The sequence below is a fragment of the Desulfobulbus sp. genome (genome assembly GCF_031547805.1).
In the GTDB taxonomy this organism is placed as follows: Bacteria; Desulfobacterota; Desulfobulbia; order Desulfobulbales; family Desulfobulbaceae; genus Desulfobulbus.
The window spans coordinates 1-22,800 of sequence record NZ_JAVBRQ010000004.1; the positions used below are offsets into that span (position 1 = coordinate 1).

The 22,800-nt window shown below is 58.5% G+C and carries 20 protein-coding genes; 11 read left to right on the plus strand and 9 right to left on the minus strand.

Annotation, left to right across the window (positions count from 1 at the left end):
* The first annotated feature begins 1,773 nt into the window (after positions 1–1,773).
* Together RMR13_RS01270 and RMR13_RS01275 are read left to right on the plus strand one after the other, a co-directional pair.
* On the plus strand, positions 1,774–2,550 hold the full coding sequence (locus RMR13_RS01270) for a FadR/GntR family transcriptional regulator (RefSeq protein ID WP_310598831.1): 777 nt from the start codon (positions 1,774–1,776) through the stop codon (positions 2,548–2,550).
* An 18-nt stretch (positions 2,551–2,568) separates the two neighbouring features.
* The gene (locus tag RMR13_RS01275) at positions 2,569–3,372 is read left to right on the plus strand and encodes a sulfite exporter TauE/SafE family protein (protein WP_310598832.1); all 804 of its coding nucleotides are present in this window, start codon (positions 2,569–2,571) and stop codon (positions 3,370–3,372) included.
* Between the two features lie 104 nt (positions 3,373–3,476).
* Here the strand turns inward: RMR13_RS01275 and RMR13_RS01280 are convergent, their stop codons facing one another.
* Positions 3,477–6,335, minus strand: coding sequence for a DUF6600 domain-containing protein (locus RMR13_RS01280; protein WP_310598833.1), 2,859 nt, complete (start codon positions 6,333–6,335; stop codon positions 3,477–3,479).
* Between the two features lie 165 nt (positions 6,336–6,500).
* Positions 6,501–7,445, minus strand: coding sequence for a radical SAM protein (locus RMR13_RS01285; protein WP_310598834.1), 945 nt, complete (start codon positions 7,443–7,445; stop codon positions 6,501–6,503).
* Between the two features lie 173 nt (positions 7,446–7,618).
* On the opposite strand from RMR13_RS01285, the gene RMR13_RS01290 reads away from it, so the two are divergent.
* Both RMR13_RS01290 and RMR13_RS01295 read left to right on the plus strand, forming a co-directional pair.
* Positions 7,619–8,533 (plus strand): nucleoside recognition protein, encoded by a 915-nt coding sequence (locus tag RMR13_RS01290; protein ID WP_310598835.1) that lies wholly within the window; start codon positions 7,619–7,621, stop codon positions 8,531–8,533.
* 71 nt (positions 8,534–8,604) lie between these two features.
* Entirely contained in the window at positions 8,605–9,798 is a 1,194-nt protein-coding gene (locus tag RMR13_RS01295) for an MFS transporter (RefSeq protein WP_310598836.1), read from the plus strand.
* 126 nt (positions 9,799–9,924) lie between these two features.
* Here the strand turns inward: RMR13_RS01295 and RMR13_RS01300 are convergent, their stop codons facing one another.
* The 3 genes from RMR13_RS01300 to RMR13_RS01310 all read right to left on the minus strand — a co-directional run bounded on the left by RMR13_RS01300 (position 9,925) and on the right by RMR13_RS01310 (position 11,603).
* Positions 9,925–10,764, minus strand: a complete 840-nt coding sequence (locus tag RMR13_RS01300; protein WP_310598837.1) for an arginase family protein — start codon at positions 10,762–10,764, stop codon at positions 9,925–9,927.
* 66 nt (positions 10,765–10,830) lie between these two features.
* Entirely contained in the window at positions 10,831–11,067 is a 237-nt protein-coding gene (locus RMR13_RS01305; RefSeq protein ID WP_310598838.1) for a hypothetical protein, read from the minus strand.
* Positions 11,068–11,075: 8 nt separating this feature from the next.
* Positions 11,076–11,603: a hypothetical protein gene (locus RMR13_RS01310; RefSeq protein ID WP_310598839.1), complete on the minus strand. Its 528-nt coding sequence runs from the start codon at positions 11,601–11,603 to the stop codon at positions 11,076–11,078.
* A 278-nt stretch (positions 11,604–11,881) separates the two neighbouring features.
* Here RMR13_RS01310 and RMR13_RS01315 point away from each other — a divergent pair, with 278 nt between their 5' ends.
* Both RMR13_RS01315 and RMR13_RS01320 read left to right on the plus strand, forming a co-directional pair.
* Entirely contained in the window at positions 11,882–12,067 is a 186-nt protein-coding gene (locus RMR13_RS01315; RefSeq protein WP_310598840.1) for a zinc-ribbon domain-containing protein, read from the plus strand.
* A gap of 43 nt (positions 12,068–12,110) precedes the next feature.
* The gene (locus tag RMR13_RS01320) at positions 12,111–12,701 is read left to right on the plus strand and encodes a hypothetical protein (protein WP_310598841.1); all 591 of its coding nucleotides are present in this window, start codon (positions 12,111–12,113) and stop codon (positions 12,699–12,701) included.
* On the opposite strand, the gene rlmN is transcribed toward RMR13_RS01320, so the two are convergent.
* Genes rlmN through RMR13_RS01340 form a run of 4 tightly spaced genes read right to left on the minus strand, consistent with a single transcriptional unit; the run spans position 12,691 to position 16,382 of the window.
* Entirely contained in the window at positions 12,691–13,806 is a 1,116-nt protein-coding gene (rlmN, locus tag RMR13_RS01325; protein WP_310598842.1) for a 23S rRNA (adenine(2503)-C(2))-methyltransferase RlmN, read from the minus strand. The two genes, RMR13_RS01320 and rlmN, sit on opposite strands and share 11 nt — an antisense overlap.
* Before the next feature lie 57 nt (positions 13,807–13,863).
* Complete coding sequence (locus tag RMR13_RS01330; RefSeq protein ID WP_310598843.1) at positions 13,864–14,733, minus strand: radical SAM protein; 870 nt, start codon at positions 14,731–14,733, stop codon at positions 13,864–13,866.
* A 57-nt stretch (positions 14,734–14,790) separates the two neighbouring features.
* The gene (gene serC / locus RMR13_RS01335; RefSeq protein WP_310598844.1) at positions 14,791–15,873 is read right to left on the minus strand and encodes a 3-phosphoserine/phosphohydroxythreonine transaminase; all 1,083 of its coding nucleotides are present in this window, start codon (positions 15,871–15,873) and stop codon (positions 14,791–14,793) included.
* 44 nt (positions 15,874–15,917) lie between these two features.
* Positions 15,918–16,382, minus strand: a complete 465-nt coding sequence (locus RMR13_RS01340; RefSeq protein ID WP_310598845.1) for a tRNA (cytidine(34)-2'-O)-methyltransferase — start codon at positions 16,380–16,382, stop codon at positions 15,918–15,920.
* Between the two features lie 202 nt (positions 16,383–16,584).
* On the opposite strand from RMR13_RS01340, the gene RMR13_RS01345 reads away from it, so the two are divergent.
* From RMR13_RS01345 to recJ, 5 genes are read left to right on the plus strand one after another with little or no spacing between them, the layout of a single operon-like run.
* Entirely contained in the window at positions 16,585–17,826 is a 1,242-nt protein-coding gene (locus RMR13_RS01345) for an aspartate kinase (RefSeq protein WP_310598846.1), read from the plus strand.
* A 12-nt stretch (positions 17,827–17,838) separates the two neighbouring features.
* Entirely contained in the window at positions 17,839–19,434 is a 1,596-nt protein-coding gene (gene cimA / locus RMR13_RS01350) for a citramalate synthase (RefSeq protein WP_310598847.1), read from the plus strand.
* A complete protein-coding gene (locus RMR13_RS01355; RefSeq protein WP_310598848.1) occupies positions 19,415–19,948 on the plus strand; it encodes a helix-hairpin-helix domain-containing protein in 534 nt (177 codons plus the stop codon). The genes cimA and RMR13_RS01355 overlap by 20 nt, the downstream gene beginning before the upstream one ends.
* Entirely contained in the window at positions 19,945–20,892 is a 948-nt protein-coding gene (gene miaA, locus RMR13_RS01360; protein WP_310598849.1) for a tRNA (adenosine(37)-N6)-dimethylallyltransferase MiaA, read from the plus strand. Before RMR13_RS01355 ends, miaA begins: the two co-directional genes overlap by 4 nt.
* Before the next feature lie 12 nt (positions 20,893–20,904).
* On the plus strand, positions 20,905–22,632 hold the full coding sequence (recJ, locus tag RMR13_RS01365; protein WP_310598850.1) for a single-stranded-DNA-specific exonuclease RecJ: 1,728 nt from the start codon (positions 20,905–20,907) through the stop codon (positions 22,630–22,632).
* Positions 22,633–22,800 lie beyond the last annotated feature (168 nt).

A 22,800-nucleotide genomic window follows, 5' to 3' on the forward strand; every position in this document is an offset into this window, starting at 1 on the left:
TAACCGCGATATCTCGCGGATCCCCCTCCCTTGCCTGCTCAGTATCCTTATTTCCATACACTCTTCCTGTGTCTTCATGCCGACCTCCTCGGTCGGCATCTTTAACGGAAAAGTGGGTCAATTTTTAGGTGCCGCGGTGGGGCATTTTTATTCGTCCGAAAAAGAAGGTTAAAACCCCCGCCTTTCAGGCGGGTAGCATTCTGCTAGCAGCTGACTTGAAGAATTTCCCCACGTGAAAAAGCGCTATTTGTGCCGGAATTTTTGTGCACGTGGCTATTTTTGCGTAACGGCTGGCGAACTGACAAAAGAGATGATCTCGGAGTGCCTTTTGCATCATTTTGAACCAAATCCTCGTGACAGTTTTGATGTTGAGCCGTGAACCGGCTGCGCAGCCTGCCGGTATTGCTGGACTTTCAGTCCGCGATTTCAAACCCACCGACTTCAAGTCGGTGGTTGTTTAGTTTGCCGCTAACAGGATTGAAACAACGCAATCAAGGACTACGTTCCGGAAGACATGCCGTCGCCCCTCACGCAGGGGCTTGGATTGAAACATCCATTGTTACCCGGTTATCCCGACTGGCCTTCTGGTAGCCGAGCCCCCCCTTCATGCTGATCAAAGACCGGAATCGCGCTCGATTCCATCACCACGGTCTCTCCGTCCTTGCGGACAAAGGAACGGCAGAGCTGGTCATAGTGGCTGGTGCGCGGCGATAATCTTTTGAAACCGTTTGATGTCTTGCGGGGTTTCAATATCCTTGGCCGCTGTCCTCGTCCACGCCCCGGTACACCAGGCTTAAACGATGGCCGAGCGCGTCCGCCTCCTCACAGCCTGTGAGCCGTTCGGCCGGCGGATTCAAGCGGGTGACGAGGCGAGAGAAAGGTCGGAGATGTAGCCCCGTTGAACGATCTTGTCGTTGGCCGCCTGCGATGCCGCAGCAGGTACTCGCACTCCTGGCGGCGCTTGAATGCTTTCCACTGTAGCAGGTCAAAGGCGGGGCGCACCATGAACGATGAATCAATCAATGGCCTCGTTTTTGAAGCACTCCATGGTTTTGTTCAAGGCCCCGGTCAGGGGCAGGAGAAGGCCGCGCAGGATATGGGGGCTTTTCCAGATAGCTCCAGGCGCCCGATTGAATGGCGTGCTTGGCGCCGTTCGAGTCGCCCGAGCCGGTCATGATGATGATGTCGGGGCTGGAAGGGGTTGCGGCAAATCGGGGAAACCAAGTCCGTTGCCGTCGGGCATTTGCACGTCCAGAAAAATGACATCGAAGGCATCGGCGTGCGCTTGCTCCACGCCCAGCTACAGGGTGGACGCCATCTGGGCCCGGTAGCCGGCCCGTTCGAAATGCTTGACCAGCATCTGGGTCAGCATCACATCGTCGTCAACTACCAAAATATACGCCACAATAAACACAAATGAGGAAAAATTGAGAAGGGGAACCCAAGCGGCGGACAATGACCGTGCTGGCCCGCACCAGGGGTGGCATCCAAAGTTGTTATTGGCAAACAATTTGTCACAGCCGCAGTCATCCTTGCCAGAAGATAACACGTTATTTTGCGTACGAAATGATTGGCGTTATCCTGCAACAGCAAGGTTATCGAGCGGTAACGCGATAACAGATCCATGCTTTTGCGATGTTGCAGGCTAGCTGTTTGGCAAGGGATTCGCTTGATCCTTTATTGGTTGACCAATAAGCAGTGGTTGCATATTTTGCTTGCCCAGGGAGCGTTTCCGTGTTATTGGTTGAACCAATAAGCAGGAGGTATGGACCCGTGACATCGTCGCTTGCAAAAGAAGACAAGAAGTATACCTACGCAGTGCTGATCAAGCGGATCGGCGCCATGATCCGCAACGGTGAGTTGCAGCCGGGCAGCAAGCTGCCGCCTGAACGTAAGCTGGCTGAGACGTTCGGCGTGTCCCGCAGTAGCCTGCGTCAGGCTTTCCAGGCCCTGGCGGAGCGGGGCGTCATCGAGAGCCGGCAAGGGGATGGTACCTATCTGTTGACCGCCATCGAGACCCCCTTGTCCACCGATGCCATTGCCGATGCCATCAACGAGCAGAGTGGCCTGCTGCACGAAGTGCTCGAGTTCCGGCGATTGGTCGAACCACAGCTCGCCGTCCTGGCGGCCCAACGAATTTCGGCCGAAGGCATAGACCGGTTGAAGATATTGGTCTGCGACCAGCAGCGGGCCTTGACGGTCGGCCGCGAAGCCGACGGTTTTGATGCCGAGTTCCACCTGGTGCTGGCGGAAAGTACCGGCAACCGGGTGATTGTCCGGGTGATGGCCGCCATTCAGTCGATCGTGAACGAAAGCCGGTCGGTCTGGCTACAGACCAATGAACGCCGGCTGGCCTCAATGGAAGGGCATCTACGGATTATCGACGCCCTGGCGACCAGGAACGCTTCGGCGGCCGGTCTGGCCATGGAGCGGCACATCGCCGAGATCGAACGGCACATTTTCGGCGAGCAGCAGAAAACATCGCAACAAGTAGCGCAGGAAGGACCGGGCGGCACGATCCGGCCGTCAAAGTCAAACACTTCGGAGTGATGCAAGGAGAAGCAGGTTATGTCTGTAGAGATTATTGTGATGTATCTGGTTGTGGGTTTGATCGCCGGGGTGCTGGCGGGTCTCCTAGGCGTTGGCGGGGGGGTGGTGATCGTGCCGATGCTGGTCTTTTGCTTTACCAAGCAGAGCATTCAGCCCGACCAAATCATGCACATCGCCTTGGGTACCTCGCTGGCCAGCATTATTTTCACCTCGATTTCGAGTTTCATGGCCCACCACAAGCGGGGCGCGGTGGAATGGGTGATCGTCAAGCGAATCGTCCCCGGCATCCTGATCGGCACCTTTGCCGGGACCTTTGTGGCCTCACGGTTGCCCACCGCCTTTTTGAAGGGTTTTTTCTGTCTGTTTCTCTTCGTGGTCGCCACCCAGATGCTGTTCAACAAAAAGCCCTCGGCCTCGCGTGACCTGCCCGGAACCGGCGGCATGTTCGGCATGGGATCGCTCATCGGCGTGGTCTCGGCCCTGGTCGGCATCGGCGGCGGCTCCCTGTCGGTGCCCTTCATGATTTGGTGCAATGTCGCTGCCCATCGGGCCATCGGCACCTCGGCCGCCATCGGTTTTCCCATCGCCATTGCCGGCGCTGCCGGCTATATCGTCAACAACCTGGGCGGAACCGACCTGCCGCCATACAGCCTCGGCTTTGTCTACCTGCCCGCCTTGGTCGGCATCGTGTGCGCCAGCATGTTGACCGCGCCCATTGGCGTCAAGTTGGCCCATGCCTTGCCGGTGGACAAGCTCAAGCGAATTTTTGCCCTGTTCCTTTACGCGGTCGCCGCCAAAATGGCCTGGAGCCTGATCTTTTAACTCATCAGACGGAGGCAAAAAAAACGACGCCCCGTTGCAGCCGGGGCGTCGTGGTCAAAACGTTTGGAACCTGGTGGGGCCAGGCGTTTATTGCAAGGGGGAGGTCATGGGCGTTGCGGCCCCGCGCCTGGTCCTTGCTGCTGCATCCGTTGCTGTTCTTCTTGCCGGCGCTGGACTTCCTGTTGCTGCTGCCGCTGGCTCTCTTCCTGCTGACGGCGCATGTTTTCCTGTTGCATTCGCTGCTGATCGGCCTGCCGCCGTTGAAACTCCTGCTGTTGCTGCCGCTGGGCTTCTTCCTGCTGACGGCGCATGTTATCCTGCTGCATCCGTTGCTGCTCGCCTTGCCGGCGCTGGAACTCCTGCTGCTGTTGTCTTTGGCTCTCTTCCTGCTGACGGCGCATGTTTTCCTGTTGCATCCGTTGCTGCTCACCCTGCCGGCGTTGGACTTCCTGCTGTTGTTGCCGCTGGGCTTCTTCCTGCTGACGCCGCATGTTTTCCTGCTGCATCCGTTGCTGCTCACCCTGCCGGCGTTGGATTTCCTGTTGCTGTTGCCGCTGGGCTTCTTCCTGCTGAAGGCGCATGGTATCCTGCTGCATCCGTTGCTGCTCGCCCTGCCGGCGTTGGACTTCCTGTTGCTGCTGCCGTTGGGCTTCTTCCTGCTGACGGCGCATGTTTTCCTGCTGCATCCGCTGTTGCTCTTCCTGGCGGCGTTGGACTTCCTGCTGTTGTTGCCGTTGGGCTTCTTCCTGCTGACGGCGCATGTTATCCTGCTGCATCCGTTGCTGCTCGCCCTGGCGGCGCTGGAACTCCTGTTGCTGTTGCCGCTGGCCTTCTTCCTGCTGACGGCGCATGTTTTCCTGCTGCATCCGTTGCTGCTCGCCCTGGCGGCGCTGGAACTCCTGCTGTTGTTGCCGCTGGGCTTCTTCCTGCTGACGGAGCATGTTTTCCTGCTGCATCCGCTGCTGCTCACCCTGCCGGCGCTGGACTTCCTGTTGCTGCATCCGTTGCTGCTCACCCTGCCGGCTTGCTCCCGGGTCGCGCGGCTGTCGGCGTTGTGGGAAAGACGGGCCGCCTTCCTGGGACGACATCTCCCGAGGCGATCTGATCCGCCGCTCGCCTCCCTGGTCCCCCGGCTCGCGTGGCCCCAGATTGCCTCGCTCACGATCTCGATCCTGCGGGCCGGGACGCCGGTCACCGGAGGACTTGTCCAACTCGGCCCCAGGTGTTGCCGGGGCGGTGTCTTGCATCACCCGGTCGCGTGCGTCCTGGGCAGAGCGCATCCGCCGCCAGTCATCCTTCTGACCCGGCATCGGCCGTCCCTGACCGACATCGCCGCCACCGCGTTGGTTGATCGTTGACTCGGGCCCGGCATTTATAAGCTGCCGCTGGCGATCCTTGGGTTTCAACTCCTGGGTTGGGAAGGAAAGGCGTTCGGCCGGTTGGCTGGCCTGGCCGGCACCCACCACCTTGTTACTCACCAAGGGGCTGCGGATGGTGGTTGTCGTCGGTATCGCGGTCACCGTGGCCTTGTCGAGATCCTGGCGGATCTGCTCCCGTCCGAGAGGGCCGGCGTTCTGGAAAAGCCGCCGGTTATTGTCGATCCGGCCGAGCACGGTGGCATGCGGCTTGCGATCCACTTTGGTGTCGTTGAAGGTGAATCGCCGCCGGTCGGTATCGTAGCTGCCGATGACGTTCTTGTTGATTACCGGGGCGGGCTTGTATTTATTGACAATGGCCGTCCTGCTCAACCGCTGGACAAATGGGGTGTAGCGGTTGCCGCGGTAGAGGCGGTCGGCGGAAACGATGACCGCGCGGTCGAGATAACGGTACCGGTCGATATTGAGGTTGACCGCCGGGCCGCGGTTGATCACTATCCCCCGGCGTCCCCAGGGGCGATGGCAGTAGTAGTCCTCATTCGGCGCCAAGGGGACCCAGCCGATGGTGGAGCCGCTGTGAATCCAGCCGACCCGGCCCGGATACCAGCCAAAGGCGATGAACAAGCTGGGGGCGGTGTCGATGATCCGGACCACCGGCGGCATCCAGTACCAGCTCCGGAAGGCATCGACCCACACCCATGAGCCGTAATGGTGGGTGACATAGCCAAAGGACTCGGCCGGAATCCAGCAGTTATCGCCGTAGTAGACGCTCCAGCGGCCTTCGGTGAAGGGGCGCCAGCCCGGATCGATCCTGGTCGGCCGCCACATGTTGCGATAGTCGCCTTCGTAATAGACGCGTTCCCAGCGGCCATTTTCTTCCAGGGCATAGGATTCGTCGCGGATCTGCTCGGGCAGATATTCGGCCCCCTTACCCTGCGAGCGCAGCCGCTTGGCCCAGAGGCTGTCGCGTTGGCCGTTCCAGTCGTCCCAGGCCGCGTCGACCGTGCCGTTGCCGCGGGCAATGCCGCGTCGGTCGGCGATCAGCGAGGCATCCCGCTCCCGAACCTCGTAGCGGTTGCCGGTGGCCTCGTGGACGAAATCGACATTGCCGCGCACGGCGATCAATTCCATCGATTCGTCACCAACATAGAGATCGAAAACCGCGCCTTCCGACGCCACCGCATAGCCGAACGGGGTGGTTGCCTTGATCACCGCATCCCGGTTCTTGTTGTACATCCGCGCCAAGCCGGAGGCCACGTCCACGGTGGTTGCCTCGGGATTGAGGGCGATCATTTGCAGTTGGGTATTGCCGCCGATCCGAATCCAGGTCCGGTTGGGCAGGAGGAATTCCGCCTTAGCGCCGTTTTCGGCGTACAGGGCATCTTCCAAACCGAAGGGCGCATCCTGGACCGTTGCCACCCAGTCCTTGTTTTCACCGACATAGCGCAGCAGCCTGCCTTCCAGGTGCGCGATCCGGCCCACCATGATGCCGTCCTGATCGTCGTCGGCCGCGGCCCAGGTGCCAAACAGCAGCGGCACCCAGCAAAAAAACAGCAGAAAAAGGGGAATTCGTCCGGTTATGGGCATGGTTGTCTCCTTGATGTCGGTTACCGGGGTGCGTGCCTGGCTGGGCAGCCGGATAGGGTGCCGCCCGAAACATAAACGGTAGTGTAAAGATTCGCGCCGAGGAACGCAACGGATTGCACACGCGACCGAGCAGGGGAAATCGATTTTATCTATTTATCTGTACGATCAATCCGAGAACGGGATGGGGCTGCTGAAGTCGGGATTGTAGTGGCCGGCGCTGGCCATGTCCTGCAGCCAACCGTTGGTGAAACCGAGTCGTTCCAGTTCGGCGACCACCTGTCCGTACTCCGTCGGCACCAGCGGCCGGTCAAGCGGCGGACAGTCGGCCGTGGCGACGGTCGGCTGATATTGGGCCATCAGCGACAGGGTGAGGCGGGGCGAGAGTTCGCGCGCCAGAAACCGGAGCACCTGCAGGCTGTTCGCCACGGCACCGGGCAAGACCAAATGGCGGACGATCAGCCCGCGTTCCGCCTGGCCGCGGTCGTCGAGATGAAGGATGTTGCCTTTCTGGCGATACATCTCCGTCAGCGCCGCTGCCGCGACTTGCGGGTAATCGGCGGCGCCGGACAGGGTCCGGGCCAGGTGCGGATCGGCGTACTTGCAGTCCGGCAGATAGACATCGATCCACTCTTCCAGGGCCCGCAGGGTTTCGACGCGGTCGTAGCCGTTGCTGTTGTAGACCACAATCGGGCGAAAGCCGCGTTGCCGCACCGCCGCCACGATAGCCACCATCTGCGGCACCATGTGCGAAGGGGAGACAAAGCCAAGCCGGTTGACACCGGTTTTCAGGATGGCGGCAATGGCATCGGCCGCCTGTTCCGGCGAGCGGAAGGAGGTGGGGACGGGTCGGTGGTTGCCGGAAATCTGGTGATTCTGGCAGAAGCGGCACTGCAGGTTGCAATGGGCGAAGAACACGTTGCAAATGCCCAGGGGACCGCTGATCGCCGGTTCTTCTCCCCGGTGCAGGGTGATGGCGGCAATGTTCATCCCGGCGTCGGTCCGGCAAAAGCCATGGCCGCCGCCGCTTCGGTCGCAGGTGCATGCGCGGGGACAGACGCGGCAGGTTTGCAGGGAAGAGAGGGAGAGATTCGGTTCGATGGCTGTCGGCATGGTCGCGATTGTTTCCGTCTATAAAATGGCTGGTTGCGAAACGAGGCAGGGGCTCCCCGGTGTATCCCGCGGTGGCGGATGCCTGGAAATCAGCTGGTTCCCAGCCGCGATCTACGGTATACCGGTTTCGGTCTTCCTTCCGGCAGATTCCTTCAACCCGCGAACAAAAAAACATGGACGAGCAGAGCCGTTTAGTATCGCGCCTGCGCACCAGCTGCCGCTCCTCGGTCGCCAGCGCGCTGCTGATTCTCAAGTATGTGGTGCCGCTGCATATCGCCGCCGACCTCTTGCTCTATTTCGATGCCCTGCGGCCCCTGACCGTTGTTTTCGCGCCCCTGACCGCACTCTTCGACCTGCCGCCCGAGGCGGCGATGGCCCTGGCGGGCGGCGTGCTGCTCAACATCTATGCCGGCATCGCCTTTGCCGCGCCGCTGGGCCTGACCCCATACCAATGGACCATCCTCGGGGTTTTTCTCGGGGTCTGCCATTCGATGCTGGTGGAATGCGCCGTCATGTCCCGGCTGGGCATTGCCACCGTTTACTCGGTGGTGCTGCGCACCGTCGGAGCCTGTTTGGCGGTGGTGCCGGTGCTGATGCTGCCGGCCTCGCTGTTCGGCTCGGCCCAGCAGGCGAGCACGGCCGCTGCGCCCCAATACGCCGGCCTGGGGCAGGTGCTCGTCCATTCGCTGGGCAGCGCCCTGATTCTGGCAGCCAAGATCATCCTTTTGATCAGCGCGGTCATCGTGGCCATGGACCTGCTGCAAACGACCGCTCTGGTGCGCCGGCACCTGGCCCGGGTCAACACCGCCTTGCCCATCATCGCCGGCCAGCTGCTCGGCATCACCTATGGGGCCGGCATCCTGCTGCACGAAGCGGACCGGGGTGTGCTCAGCCGGGAGGATATTTTTTATATCGGCACCTTTCTCATGATCTGCCACTCGCTGGTCGAGGATGTGCTGCTGTTCGTCCTGTTCGGGGCAAGCTATTGGGTTATAATCGGGGTCCGCCTGTCGGCGGCCCTGTTGCTGAGTAGCCTGCTGCTGCGCCTGTTCCGGACGACGGCCCTGGGCCGGGTCGTCCGCCGCTGAAACGCGCTGTTGCGGCTGATTCCATCGGACCGCGCCGCGCAACCGATGCGCCTAAACCAAGGAGAGCGAACTTGTCCGAGCCCGCTTCAAGCCACCGCGATGGCCCCCTGGCCACCATCTACTTCTGCACCGTCGTCACTTTTTGCACCCTGTACGCGGCCCAACCGATTCAGCCGGTTTTCCAGCAGGAATTCGACCTGAGTTCGTTTCAGGCCATCCTGTTCACCACCTTGATGATGCTGCCGCTCGGGTTTGCGCCCATGTTCTACGGCGTGCTGCTGGAATCGTTTTCGGCCCGGACGATCGTCCGTATTGCCATCCTGCTGCTGGGCCTGCTCGAACTGATTTTCAGTTTGACCAGCGATTACCTGGTGCTCCTTGTCCTGCGCGGCATCCAAGGCATGGCCATCCCGGCGATTTTAACCTCGCTGGTCAGCTATATTTCGTTCACCGCCCCGAGGGAGGATATCCAGGCGGCCGTGGCCCGCTACATCGCCGCCACCATTCTGGGCGGTTTTCTGGGCCGCTTGCTCTCTGGCCTGTTCACCGACCTGTTTGGCTGGCGCTTTTTCTTTTTCCTGCTCGGGCTGCTTTTACTCTGGGGCTTTTTTCTGCTTCGCAATCTCAAGCAAGATGCCAATCTGGCATACAGCCGGCCCACCATGGCCCAGGTGGCGGAGTTGGTGCGGCAGCCCCAGTTCTTGTGGCTTTATTGCGCCATCTTTGCCGTTTTTTTTGTATTCGCCGGCCTGCTCAACTTTCTGCCGTTCCAACTCAAGCTCATCGATCCCAGTGTGGGCGAAACCGGCATCGGCCTGATGTATTCCGGTTATGTGATGGGCATTCTGGTTTCGCTCAATGTCCGCCGGTTGATCCGCCTGTTCGGCACCGAAATCCGGGTGGCCATGGCCGGGCTGTTGCTCTATGTCGCGGGTATCGGCGGCTTCACGATCCCGGACCGCTCGACCATGTTCGTGGCCATGTTCGTCTTTTGCACCGGCATGTTCATGGCCCACTCGCTGCTTTCCGGCTATGTCAACACCCTGGCCCGAAGCAAGAAGGGCATAGCCAACGGCGTCTACATCTCGTTCTACTACCTCGGCGGCACCGTCGGCTCCTTTGCCCCGGGCGCACTCTACGAGCATTTCGGCTGGAAGGCGTTTTTGGTCGGGCTGGTGGCCATGGTGGGCGGGGCCATGTTCTGCCTGTTCCGGTTGCAGCAGGCGGTCGCAACACTGCAACCGGCCGTTGAAGACGACGATTGAGGCCATCGGCACAAGCATGCCGCCAGGGGCAAACAAGGGAGGGAAGGGGACCGGCGCCGCGTGCGCCAAATAAAAACCCGGCCGCCCCTGGGCGGGGTCCGGGCCGGTTTACTGGCAAGCGACGGGTCAGCGGCTGGTGCGCAGGCAGCAGATCATGGTCTTGTAGACCAGCTTGGCGGCAAGCAGATGGGCATGCAAGCCGTTTTTCTGGGGAACCAGGCCGGTGACGTCAAAGCCGATGATCGCCTTTTCCCGGGCCACCATCCGGATCAGGTTGTTGAGCGTGTACCAATCGAGGCCGCCGGGTTCGGGCTTGGCCACCGCGGGCATGCAGGCCGGATCGAGGATGTCCAGGTGGATGGCCAAATACACGGATTCACTCAGCACATCGATGGCATCGGCCGCGGCGTTGAGGCCGTTGTTGTAGATGTCGCGGGCAAAGACCAGGTTGTCGATATGGATCTTGCTCTTTTCCGCCTTGGCCATGCTCCGGATGCCGATATGGGACACCATGCATTTTTCCTGGACCCGGGCCATGACATCGGGCTCGTCGGGCGCAATCGGATCGATCAGGTGCGGGTGGGCGCCGAGATGGAGGACGCTGAGGTTGTTATCCTGGGCCAGGGCGGCACGGACCAGTCCCTCGGTGATCAGGTGGCTGCCGCCGATGGCCGCGACCAGTTTGCCTTTCTTGAAGTGGGGGCTGCTTTGGTTGGCGATCTCATCCAGAACGTCCTGCCGGTTTTCCGGACAGATCAGGGGCTCCAAGGTTTGCGGACTCAACTCGTTGAGGTCGGTATTGGTCTCGACATCGTAATCCGACAACATCTGCGAGGCCTGGAGAATGGCCTCCGGTCCCTTGTCCATGCCGGGAATGCGGCCTGTGCCGCTGTAGGGAACCGGCAGGATGACGGCTTTGACCTGGTTGTACGGAGGCTTCTTTGCCGATAAATTGAGAAAATTCATTCGTCAACACCTCAAAAACGCAAATTCATAAGAACGACGGGGCCTTGGCTTGAAGACGAGAGTCTGTCAGTCATATTCCTCGTCGTAACGGTCATCCGATTCATCGAGATCGGCATCGATATCGTCATCGAGCAGTTTAAGGCGCAGAGGATCAAGCGAACGAATCATGAATTCGGCCTCGCAGTCGTTACAGTAGACAATATCCTCTTCCTCGCAAAAGCCATCCACGATGATGTCGCCGCCACAGATCGAGCACTCCTCGACCTGGACATCTTCCTCATCGTGTTCTCTATCAACAGCCATGGGTACCCCTACAAGATTGGGTTTATAAAGTCAGGCGCCTGTCCTGTCCTTGTTGCTATCCTGTCGCCGCGGCCAGGAGTCGCTTCTTTCCTGGCAGGCATACGTTCGCTGATGGAAATATACCGCATCCGCTCTGTCAATAAAAAATTGGTAAATTGCAACAATACCTGCAAGGTGGCTTCGTAATGCGACAGGTCGAGATCGGGCCGGCGAAAGACGATATTTGTCGCTTTTTTCAAGAGGCGCGCAGAGTGGAAATGACCGTGAGTGTTTGTCGTACCGGTAATTTGCTTGCATTTTGCCGAAAGACCCGTTAAGCGGAAACCAACCGTCCGGCTGGCGGAAAGAAGGTCGGCGCACTGTCTGGACACAGCGACGCGGCGTTCGGCGAAAGACGCCATTGCGGAATGCGGCAAGGGCGCATGTGTCGCCTGCGACGGCAGCGCGCAAACGCGGCAACACCGCGATCGAAAAGGAACATTCCATTTCTTCACCGCCGACCGGATGGTCGTGCCCGGTTCGCCGTATTGGAACACCTGGGGGGGACCGGAAGAAAAACGAGGTTGCCGAAGACAGGAAAAGGATCGCCGCCATGGGCGGCTCGGATGGCAACATGGCTTGACCGTTGCAAAAGTCCACGGCGCGCGATTCGGCACCGCCAGCCGGAATGATCAAGCAACTTCTTGATTTGTTAAAAATTAATTTGACCGGCGTTTGGTAAAACCATATAACAATAACTAATACTACGGCCGGACAAAGGCACGCGGGCCGGGTCGATAGTCCATGGATCGAATTTCAGCACTTGGAGAAGGACATGCTGGCGATTTGCGAAGAGTGTTCGAAAAAATACAACATTGACGAATCCAAGATGAAAGGGGAACGGGCTCGTTTTTCCTGTCAGGAATGCGGCCATATCATCGTGGTGGTGAAGCAGAAAAACGGTGCCCATGCTCCTGAAACTACGTTCGATGCCACCGGTTCCGGCAATAAATCGGCCTGATTTCTCCCCGGGAAGAGATCGGCCGCACCGACGCTGTTAATCCATGCTGCTACCGCGCGAAAAACCCTACCTCAACGGGCTGAACAGCTATTACCTGCACCTGGAGCGATTCATCGAACACATGCAGGGCGAGATCGGCTCAGGGGGAGTGCACTGTCTGTCGCCCAACCTGGAAATGATGATTTACTTCAATGAATACGAAGTGATCAGCAATCTGCTCCAGGAAAAGGGCCAGCACGCGAGCTTTGCCGCTACCCATGAAATCGCCCGTAGCGCCTTCTACGGTTCCATGTATTCGGTCAGGGTCTTTCAGCTCGACCCCAACGCCATTTTCTTTTGGGCCCAGATGCAGCCGTTCCAGCGGGCCAAGGCCTCGTTGAAATCGACCGAAATTCCCTTGCCCGATCTCATCTTCCGCCTCAAGCAGAAACAGTTTTCCGGATTCATCGATGTGCAGCTGATCAAGAAGAACGACGGCGGCACCTTGTTTTTCAACGAAGGAGAGCGGGTCGGCGGCTCGTACTCCTGGGGCAAGGGCGGCATGAGCACCTCCGATGAAGACTACAACTCCCTGCTCAGCCGCATTCAAATGAACGAAGGCAATTTCACCTTCGGCACCTTCCTCAAGGAATAGGCGGCGGGTCGGCGGCCTCGCACCCATCCGCTGTTCCGTATTTTTCTTCCCTCGTCTCCTCCCACCCCTTGCCAGCCAATTGGCCGCAGGCGGCGGCAATGTCCTCCCCCCTGCTTTGACGGATAAAGACCGTATAGCCGCAGTTGCGAAGGATGAGTTGAAAGCGGAGAATCCGCTCCGGATCGGGGCTGGCGAAGGCGGGATTGCCGGCGGGATTCACTGCCAGCAGGTTGATCTTGCACGGCACCCCCCGTAAGAGCGTGGCCAGCTGCTCCGCGTCCCGGTCGCTGTCGTTGATGCCCTTAAGCAGTGTGTACTCGAACATGATCCGTTTTCGCCGCTTTTGGCGGTAACTCCGGCACGTTTCGACCAATTTCGCAATGGGATAGCGGTTATTGACCGGCATCAGCCGGCTTCTGGTCGCATCGTTGGCCGCGTGCAGCGAGACCGCCAGATTGACGTCGGTAAGGTCGCCGAGCTTCTTCATCTGCGGCACCAGCCCACAGGTGGAAACCGTGATCCGCCGGTTGGAAAAATCCAGGCCGCGCTGTTCGGTAAAGATGGAGATGGCGTCGAGGAGATGGTCGAGATTGGCCAGCGGCTCGCCCATGCCCATGAACACCAGGTTGGTGAGCGGTCCCCGGTCGTGGGCCAGGGCCCAATCCCTGACTGCGCAGACCTGGTTGACGATCTCCGCGGTGCTCAGGTTGCGGATGAACCCCATGGTACCGGTCAGACAAAAGCCGCAGCCCATGGCGCAGCCCACCTGCGAGGAGACGCAGAGGGTGTTGCGGTCCTCCTCGGGAATCAGCACCGATTCGATCAATCGCCCGTCCTCGAGGAAAAAAGCGAATTTGACCGCGCCGTCGCGAGAGCATTCCACCCGGCAATCGTCAAACCGACTCATGGTCGCCGAACGGGCGAGAACGGCGCGAAATTCCTTGGCCAGATCGGTCATCTGGGCAAAATCGCCGATGCCGGGCTTGTAGATCCAGGCTAGCAACTGCCGCCCCCGAAAAGAAGGCTGGCCCAGGGATTCGACAAAGCGGACCAGTTGCTCCTGGGTGAGGTTTTTGAGGTCGGTTTTCGGTGATTGCGTATTCATCCGGCAGGTGAAGTATTTGGGGTAATTATCTGTTGGGGCAAATTGATTGCGGCTTGCCTACAGGGCGCGCCACAACTCCGGCTTGAGCGGCAGCAAGCCACCCACGGCCCGGTCGATGGTGGCCAGCATGCCCTCCCGGTCCTTAGGCAGGCGGCCGCTTAAGGAAAAATAGTTCGAGGCATGGTTGGCATGAAACTGGGTACGAAACGGCTCCAGTTGCTCCAGCAGGCAGCGCAATTCCTGGAATAGCCGGGCAGGATCGGGCAGGACGAAGCGGCCGGCGCGCATCAGTCGGTACAAAGGAGTTTCGGGGATCAGCATCAAGGTGAGAACCGCGATCTGATGCGGTTGCATGCGGCTGAGCGCGCGGGCGGTGGCGCTCGCATGTGCAAGCGAATTTTCCGCACCGGCAATGCCCAACAAACAGGTGATCGATAGGAAGATGGCGGCCTTGCGGACCCGCTGGCCGGCCTCGATCATTTGGGCGCTGTCAACGCCCTTGCCAATGGCTCGCAGGGTGGGGTCGTGGCCGGTTTCCAGCCCCATGTAGAGCCGGCTCATCCCCAATCGTTTATAGTCGCTGAGCTCGGCATCGGTCCTGGCGAGAATGTTCTGGCAGGAGGCATAGGAACTTATTCGGCGGATCCACGGCAGTTTGTGCCGGATCCGCTCCAGCAGGGCGATCAGGTGCGTATGGGGCAGGGCCAAGGCGTCGCCGTCGGCAAGAAACAAGGTGGTGTGGCGCTGGCACCAGGTGGCGGCAAAGTCGAGATCGGTCTCGATTTGCTGCCAAGGCTTGATCCGAAAGGGTTTGTCGCGGTAGGCGCCGCAGAAGGTGCAACGGTTGTGGGAGCAACCGGTCGTGACCTGGAGGATCAGAGAAAAGGCCTCGCTGGGCGGGCGGATGATGTCGCCTTGGTAGTCCACGGGCAGCGGGCAGGCCCGGACCGCAGCGGGTGGCCACGGTCCGGGCTTGGAGTGCGATCAGCCGTTTTTCTTTGCGAAATCGGCCATAAAGGCCACCAGTTTTTCCACCCCTTCCTTGGGAAAGGCGTTATAGATCGAAGCGCGGCAGCCGCCCACCGAACGGTGTCCCTTGAGTCCGTCGAGCCCGATGGCGCCGGCCTCACGGATGAATTGCGCCTCCAGTTCCGGCGTGGGCAGGTTGAAGGTGACATTCATCAGGGAGCGGGATTCCTTTTCCGCGTGGCCCCGGTACAGCTCGAGGCTGTCGATCGCCTCGTACAGCAACGCCGCCTTTTCTCGGTTGATCTTCTCGATGGCCGCGGCGCCTCCCATCTGCTTGAGCCAGCGCATGACCAGGCCGACACAGTAGAGGGAGAAGCAGGGCGGAGTGTTGAACATGGAGTCCTTGTCCGCATGGGTTTTATATTTGAGCATGGTTGGCACCTTGTCGCCGACCCGGTCGAGCAGATCGTCGCGGATGATCACCACGGTCACCCCGGCCGGACCCATGTTTTTCTGGGCGCCCGCGAAGATCAACCCGAATTTGGAGACATCCACCGGCCGAGACAAAATATCCGAGGACATGTCGGCAATCAGCATGGTGTCCCTGGCCGGCATGGTGGGGAACTGAGTACCGTAAATGGTGTTGTTGGTGACAAAATACAGGTATTGACTGTCGGCCGAAACCGTGTATTCGTCGTCGCGCGGCACGCGTTTGTAGGTGATCTCCTCGCTGGAATAGGCGACTTCCACCTGGCCGAACAGCTTGGCCTCCTTGATCGCCTTTTTCGCCCACACGCCGGTATTGAGATAGGTGGCTTTCTGGCTGCTGCCCAAGAGATTCATGGGCACCATGAAGAATTGGCTCGAAGCGCCGCCCTGGAGAAAGAGCACCTTGTAATTGTTCGGAATGCCCATCAATTCCCGGATCAGGGCCTCGGTTTCCTCGGCCACGGCCATGAAGGGCTTGGAACGATGGCTGAGTTCGATCAAGCCGATGCCGGAATTCTTGAAGTTGACGATATCGGCCGCCGCTTCCTGAAGCACGGCAGGGGGCAGGGTGGCGGGACCGGGGCTGAAATTGAAAATTCGTTCGGGCATTGGTGTTCTTCTCCTTGGAACAGAAGGGGTGATTGAAAATACAATTATCGGCGGATCTGCCGCAGGGCTTCATAAAGAACGATACCCGCGGCCATCGCGAGATTGAGGCTGCGGATATGGGGATTGCTCATGGGGATTGTCAAACAGCGGTCACTATACAGTGCCAGAATATCTTCCGGCAAGCCTTTTGTCTCCTTGCCGAAGATCAGTTTATCGCCGGGTTTGAACCGGACTTGGGTATAGGATCGGCTGGTTTTGGTGGTGAGAAAATACAGATGCCGTTCGTCCTGATCCTGCAGAAACGCATCGAAACTATTCCAATTGTTGATCCGGACATGGGGCCAGTAATCGAGCCCGGCCCGTTTGAGATGCTTGTTGTCGACAGAAAACCCCAAAGGATGCACCAGGTCGAGGACGGTGTCGGTGGCGCCGCACAAGCGGGCAATGGAACCGGTGTTAGGCGGTATTTCAGGTTCCACCAGAACGATATGCAGATCGGATGCGGACATGGTAACGGTTGAGCACGGAAACGGGAAAATTGCCACCGTATGTACTGAAAATGGATAGATGTTGCAAATTTAAAAATACGTCTTAGATTCTTCTTTCCTTTTTTTGATGGCGCTGTGACGCACCCGCCCGCGCCTTAGGCGGGCGGGCGACTGTTCCCTTCATGTTTCCAGTATCTTATCCCTTTTTTGTGCGGACACAATCATGGCATTGATCGTTCAAAAGTTTGGTGGGACCTCGGTGGGCTCCACGGATAAAATCAAGGCGGTGGCGCAACGGGTGCTGAAAAACCATCGCCAAGGCAACCGCATGGTGGTGGTGCTGTCGGCCATGTCCGGCGAGACCGACCGGCTGACCGGCCTGGCCCTGGCCATGCAGCATATTCCCGACCAACGGGAGATGGACATGCTGCTGGCCACCGGCGAACAGGTGACGGTGGCGCTGTTTGCCATGGCGATCAAGGAAATGGGGGCCGACGCCGTCTCCCTTTTGGGCGACCAGGTTGCCATTCGCACCGACAACATGCACACCAAGGCCCGGATTCATTCGGTCGATCCCGACCTGATCAATAAACACCTCGACCGGGGAAAGATAGTGGTTATCGCCGGTTTTCAGGGCGTGACCGATTCAGGCGATATCACCACCCTGGGCCGTGGCGGCTCGGATACCACGGCTGTGGCCCTGGCAGCGGCGATGCGCGCCGATGCCTGCGAAATTTTCACCGATGTCGAGGGCGTGTACACCACGGATCCCAACGTCTGCCCTCAAGCTCGAAAAATCGATTATATCAGCTACGACGAAATGCTGGAACTGGCCAGTTTGGGGGCCAAGGTCCTGGATATCCGGTCGGTTGGACTGGCGAAACGGTTTTCCGTGCCGGTGCACGTCCGTTCCACTTTTTCAGAAAATATTGGCACCTGGGTTGTCGAGGAGGACAAGATCATGGAATCCATGCTGGTTTCCGGCATTACCTATAGCAAGAACGAGGCTCGAATCACCATTAAGCAGGTTCCCGATCAGCCTGGAATCGCGGCGAAAGTCTTTTTGCCCATTTCCGATGCCGGTATCCTGGTGGACATGATCATCCAAAACACCACCGACGGCCGCCTGACTGACATGACCTTCACTGTCCTGCGGCGCGACTACGACCGGGCCATGGAACTGTTGAAAAAGGTGGCGGCCGACATCGGCGCCCAGGCCGTCAGCGGTGACGAAAGCATCGCCAAGGTATCGATTGTCGGCGTCGGCATGCGCAATCATCCGGGGATCGCCTCGACCATGTTCCAGATTCTGGCCAAGGAAGGGGTTAACATGATGATGGTGTCGACCTCGGAGATCAAGGTCTCCTGCATCATTGCCGAGAAATACACCGAATTGGCGGTTCGGGCCCTGCACGACGCCTTCGCCCTGGATAAAGACAATCTGCCGGCTGAAGAGGCCGAATAACACCGGAACACCATGGCCAGAGTCATCGAACTGTACGATACCACCCTGCGGGATGGAACCCAGGCCGAGAATTTCAATCTCTCGGTCGACGATAAAATCAAGGTCTGCCGGCAACTCGACCGGATTGGCATTGATTTCATCGAAGGCGGCTGGCCCGGTTCCAATCCCCTGGCCGTCGATTTCTTCAAGCGGATGCAGGGCGTGGAACTCAAGCAGGCGAAACTGGCCGCCTTTGGTTCGACCCGCCATTTCCACAAGAAACCGGAAGACGATGCCAATCTCCAGGCCTTGCTCGCGGCCCGGACCCCGGCTGTCACCATTTTTGGCAAGAGCTGGGATATTCACGTTATCGATGCGTTACGGATCGAACTTGAAGATAACTTGCAACTTATCGAGGATTCGCTTGCTTACCTGCGGCCCCGCGTCCAACACCTGATCTACGATGCCGAGCACTTCTTCGACGGGTTTAAAAACAACCGGGAATATTGCCTGGCCACCCTGGGCAAGGCGATTGCCGGCGGCGCCGAAACCATCGTGCTTTGCGACACCAACGGCGGCACTCTGCCGCACGAGATTCCGGAAATCGTGCAAAGGGTGATGCAGTATCGTACCGAACAGGGCAGCCAGGTCCGCATCGGCATTCACGCCCATAACGATTCCGAAACCGGAGTGGCCAATGCCTTGATGTGCGTTCACACCGGGGCCACCCATGTTCAGGGCACGGTCAATGGATTCGGCGAACGCTGCGGCAATGCCAACCTGACCTCGATCATCCCGGCCCTGGTATTCAAAATGGGACTGGAATGCAAGGTGGGCAAGCGGATCGACCAGCTGTACACCACGGCCCGCACGGTCAACGAACTGGCCAACCTGCCGCACAACCGCTATCAGCCGTATGTGGGCGAATCGGCCTTTGCCCACAAAGGCGGCATCCACGTCAGTGCCGTGCAGCGCAATCCCATGACCTATGAGCACATTGCCCCGGAAAAGGTCGGCAACGCGCGCCGGGTACTCATCTCCGATCAGTCGGGCAAGGCCAATGTCCTGATGAAGGCGCAAAAATACGGATTGAACATCGACCAGGACGACCCGGCGATGGCAGCCATTGTCAACGAGCTGAAAAATCTGGAAAACCAAGGCTATCAATACGAGGCCGCCGAAGCCAGCTTTGAACTTTTGATGCGCCGGGCCATGGGACTGCAGCGGGAATTTTTCCAGCTCGAAGCCTTTCGAGTGCTGCACCATAACCACGACAAGGCCAAGCAGCCGATCACCGAGGCCACCATCCGGCTCTATGTCAATGACAGTGAAGTGCACACCGCCTCCATGGGCGAAGGGCCGGTGAATGCCCTGGATCGGGCCCTGCGCAAGGCTCTGATCAGATTTTATCCAAATCTTGAGGAGATGGACCTCACGGACTACAAGGTTCGGGTCTTGACCGGCGAGCACGGCACCGGTGCCAAGGTTCGGGTCCTGGTGGAGAGCAAGGACATGGAGGAGAGCTGGGGGACGGTCGGCGTGTCGGTCAATATCATCGAGGCAAGCTGGCAGGCTTTGGTGGACAGCATCAACTACAAGCTGATGAAGGATGAAAAGCATCGATGCTGAGCGTCCGGCGATGGACAAGGCAAGCAGCAAGGACAAGCAAGTGCTTGTCCTTTTTCTTTTGGCCTGCGGCATCCTCGGGCTGCCGCTTCTGCACCATCAGCCTCAGCCGCATGTGCCGGTTTATGCCGTGGAACGCCTGGCCCACACCGAACAATGGCAGGTGGTCAACACTCCTTCCGACGCGTGCCGCTCACCGCAAGTGAATGGCGAAGAGGGAGCAATATCTCGCCTATCTTTTCAACAGTCCGGGGCATCGAACTGTTTTTCCGATTTGAATACATGGTGTCCATTGCCTCCTAGGCTTGCCCTGTTTTTTCGTTGCCCTTTGCCGATCAACCAATGCCGGCTTGAAGATCTCATGATGCTGCCCGGTATCGGGCCCCATCGCGCCACGCTGCTGTTGGCCGAACGCCGGAAAAAAGGACGGTTGCACTGCGCCGAGGATCTGCTGGCCGTCCCGGGCATTGGGCCCGCCACGCTGCAGCGCCTCTTACCCCTGATCAGTTTCGAATGATTGCCACCGTGCCCGCCATTGCCGCGCCGATCCTGGCCCTGGTCGGTCCCACCGCCATCGGCAAGACCGCCTTATCGCTCCGAATTGCAACCCGATTTCGCTGCGAGATCATCTCCATGGATTCGATGCAGGTGTATCGTTACATGGATATCGGTACCGCCAAGGCCAGCCAGGAGGAACAGCGGCTGGTTGCGCATCACCTGATCGACATCGTCAATCCGGACGAGCAGTACGATGCGGCCAGATTTGTCCAAGATGCCCTGGCAGCCATCGCCAGCATCCACCACCGTGGCCGCATCCCACTGTTCACCGGCGGAACCGGGTTATATCTTTCGTCGTTAATCAATGGCATGTTCGACATAATTAAAGTTCCGGATCATATTCGTGCCAACCTGCGCCAACGCCTGGAGCAGGAGGGGAGGGCGGCATTGCACCGGGAACTCTTGACCGTGGACCGGGAAAGCGGTGAACGAATCCATTGCAACGATACCCAACGTTTGTTGCGGGGACTTGAAATTTTCCATGCCACCAACATCCCCTGGTCGCAACACCTCCGCCGCCAACACCAAAACCAGACCAAATCGCCGTTTGCCCGGTTGCTCTTGGTCGGGCTGAGTTGCGAACACGAAGTACTTTACGATCGCATTCAACAACGGTCAATCGCCATGATGGGAGACGAATTTGCCCAAGAAGTTGAAGGGCTGCTGGCCCGGGGATACAAAGCCGACCTCCCCTCGATGCAATCGATCGGCTACAGACACATGCTGGCCTATCTTGCCGGCGATTGCGACCACCAAACCGCTCTTTCCACCCTGATCCGCGACACCCGTCGCTATGCCAAGCGCCAATTGACCTGGTTCAGGAACCAGCAACAGGTTGCCTGGCATCAGGTTGAACAGCCCGATATGGTGCTCGCGGCTGTCAACCGCTTTCTCAATTCCTGACGGAAAAGCCGGATGATACTTGCCAACCCAAATTATACGGTAGCCTGTAGCGGCAACGAGCGGGAAAGGGCGTTCGGTGCCGCGATTGCCAAGGCATTCGGTCTTGCACCCCAGGTGGGCGAAATTCTTTTTTCACGTAATATCGATACATTAGAGAAGGCAGAAGAGTTCCTGTGCCCTCAACTAAGCATGCTGCCGTCTCCGGAATCCATGAAAGGGATGCGCGAGGCCGTGGCTTGCGTTCACGCGGCCTGCGACACCGGCCAACCGATTTTCATCCATGGCGATTACGATGTCGACGGGATCAGTGCCACGGCGCTGTTGGTTTCTTTTTTTCGGGAACTGGGACGGCAAACCTATGCCTACATTCCCAACCGCCTGCAGGAAAACTATGGCCTCTCCATTGACTCGATCGATCAGTTGATAGCGCAGGGGCCGGGGCAGGGTGGGGTACTGATTTCGGTCGACTGCGGCATTTCGGCCGTGGCGGAAGTTGCATATGCCCGGCAAAGGGGACTTCGGGTCGTCATTACCGATCATCACGAGCCCAGAGGTGTGCTGCCAGAGGCCGACGCGATTCTTGATCCCAAGCAACCGGGATGCAATTTTTCTTACCCAACGCTATCCGGGGTGGGCGTGGCATTTTATCTGCTCATGGCTCTCCGTAAAGCGATGGGGCTCCGTATCAACCTGAAGCAGTACCTCGATCTGGTGGCGCTGGGTACGGTTGCCGATGTGGTGCCGTTGACCGGTGTGAATCGTATTTTGGTTCGTGCAGGGCTTGAAGTGTTGACCGCAACCAGCCGTCCAGGGCTTCTTTCTCTCTATTCGCATGCCGGGCTGGGAAAGCGCGACATTCTCGCGGAAGATATTGCATACAAATTAGCGCCCAGAATCAATGCCTCCGGCCGACTGGGGCAACCGGAAACAGGTTTGGCACTTTTGCTGGCCAACGACATGGAAAGCGGCCAGTCTGCAGCCAGCGTCTTGGAACAAATGAACAGTACTCGAAAACAACTTGAAATCGATGAATTGTCATTGGCCGAGGCGGCATGCGCCGAACAGGTGGGGGCTGGTAAGAACGGACTGGTCGTTTACCAGCCGCAATGCCATGCCGGGGTCCTGGGTATTTTGGCCTCGAGGTTGGTAGACAGGCACCGGCGGCCGGTACTTGTCTTTGCCGATGAATGCAAGAATGGGGTAGAGGGAATCATCAGGGGATCCGGACGCTCTGTTAAGGGGATCAATCTTTTTCAGATACTGACTCGTTGCGACCACTGGATCGAGCAATTCGGCGGTCATGCCATGGCGGTCGGCTTGACCCTCAAGCAGGAGAACTTAGAAGGATTTACGGCCAATTTTAATCAATATGTCAGCTCGTTGGAATGCGGATTGCAAACGATGAATCAGATTTGGATCGATTATTGCTTGGCCGATGCCTCGCTATTGACCGACCGCCTGATGCAAGCCGTACAACGGCTGCAACCGTTTGGCGAGGGCAATCCCGAGCCCATTTTCCTGCTGCCGGAACAGCGGCTGATTGCTCCTAAAAAAAAGAACGGACACCTGATGTTTCATCTTCAAGGGCAGGGGAGGATTTTCCCGGGCATTGGTTTTCATCTGGGGCAACCTCACCTCGACACGACCAAGCCGACCGATGTGCTGTGCCGGTTGAAACGTTCGTGGTTCAGAGGGGTGGAACGAAACCAACTCCAGGCCATTATGCTTGTATCGCCCTGATATAATCATATAAACAAAATTTAACATAATATATATTATGCGACATTAAATATTGCGGTGAGAAACCTTGTTTTGTGATGCCAATCCCTGTGCTTTGAATTAGCAGTTATGGTTTTTATAGCAACACCTTGTTTATTCGTTTGTATTTTATTTTCAACAAGCCGATAC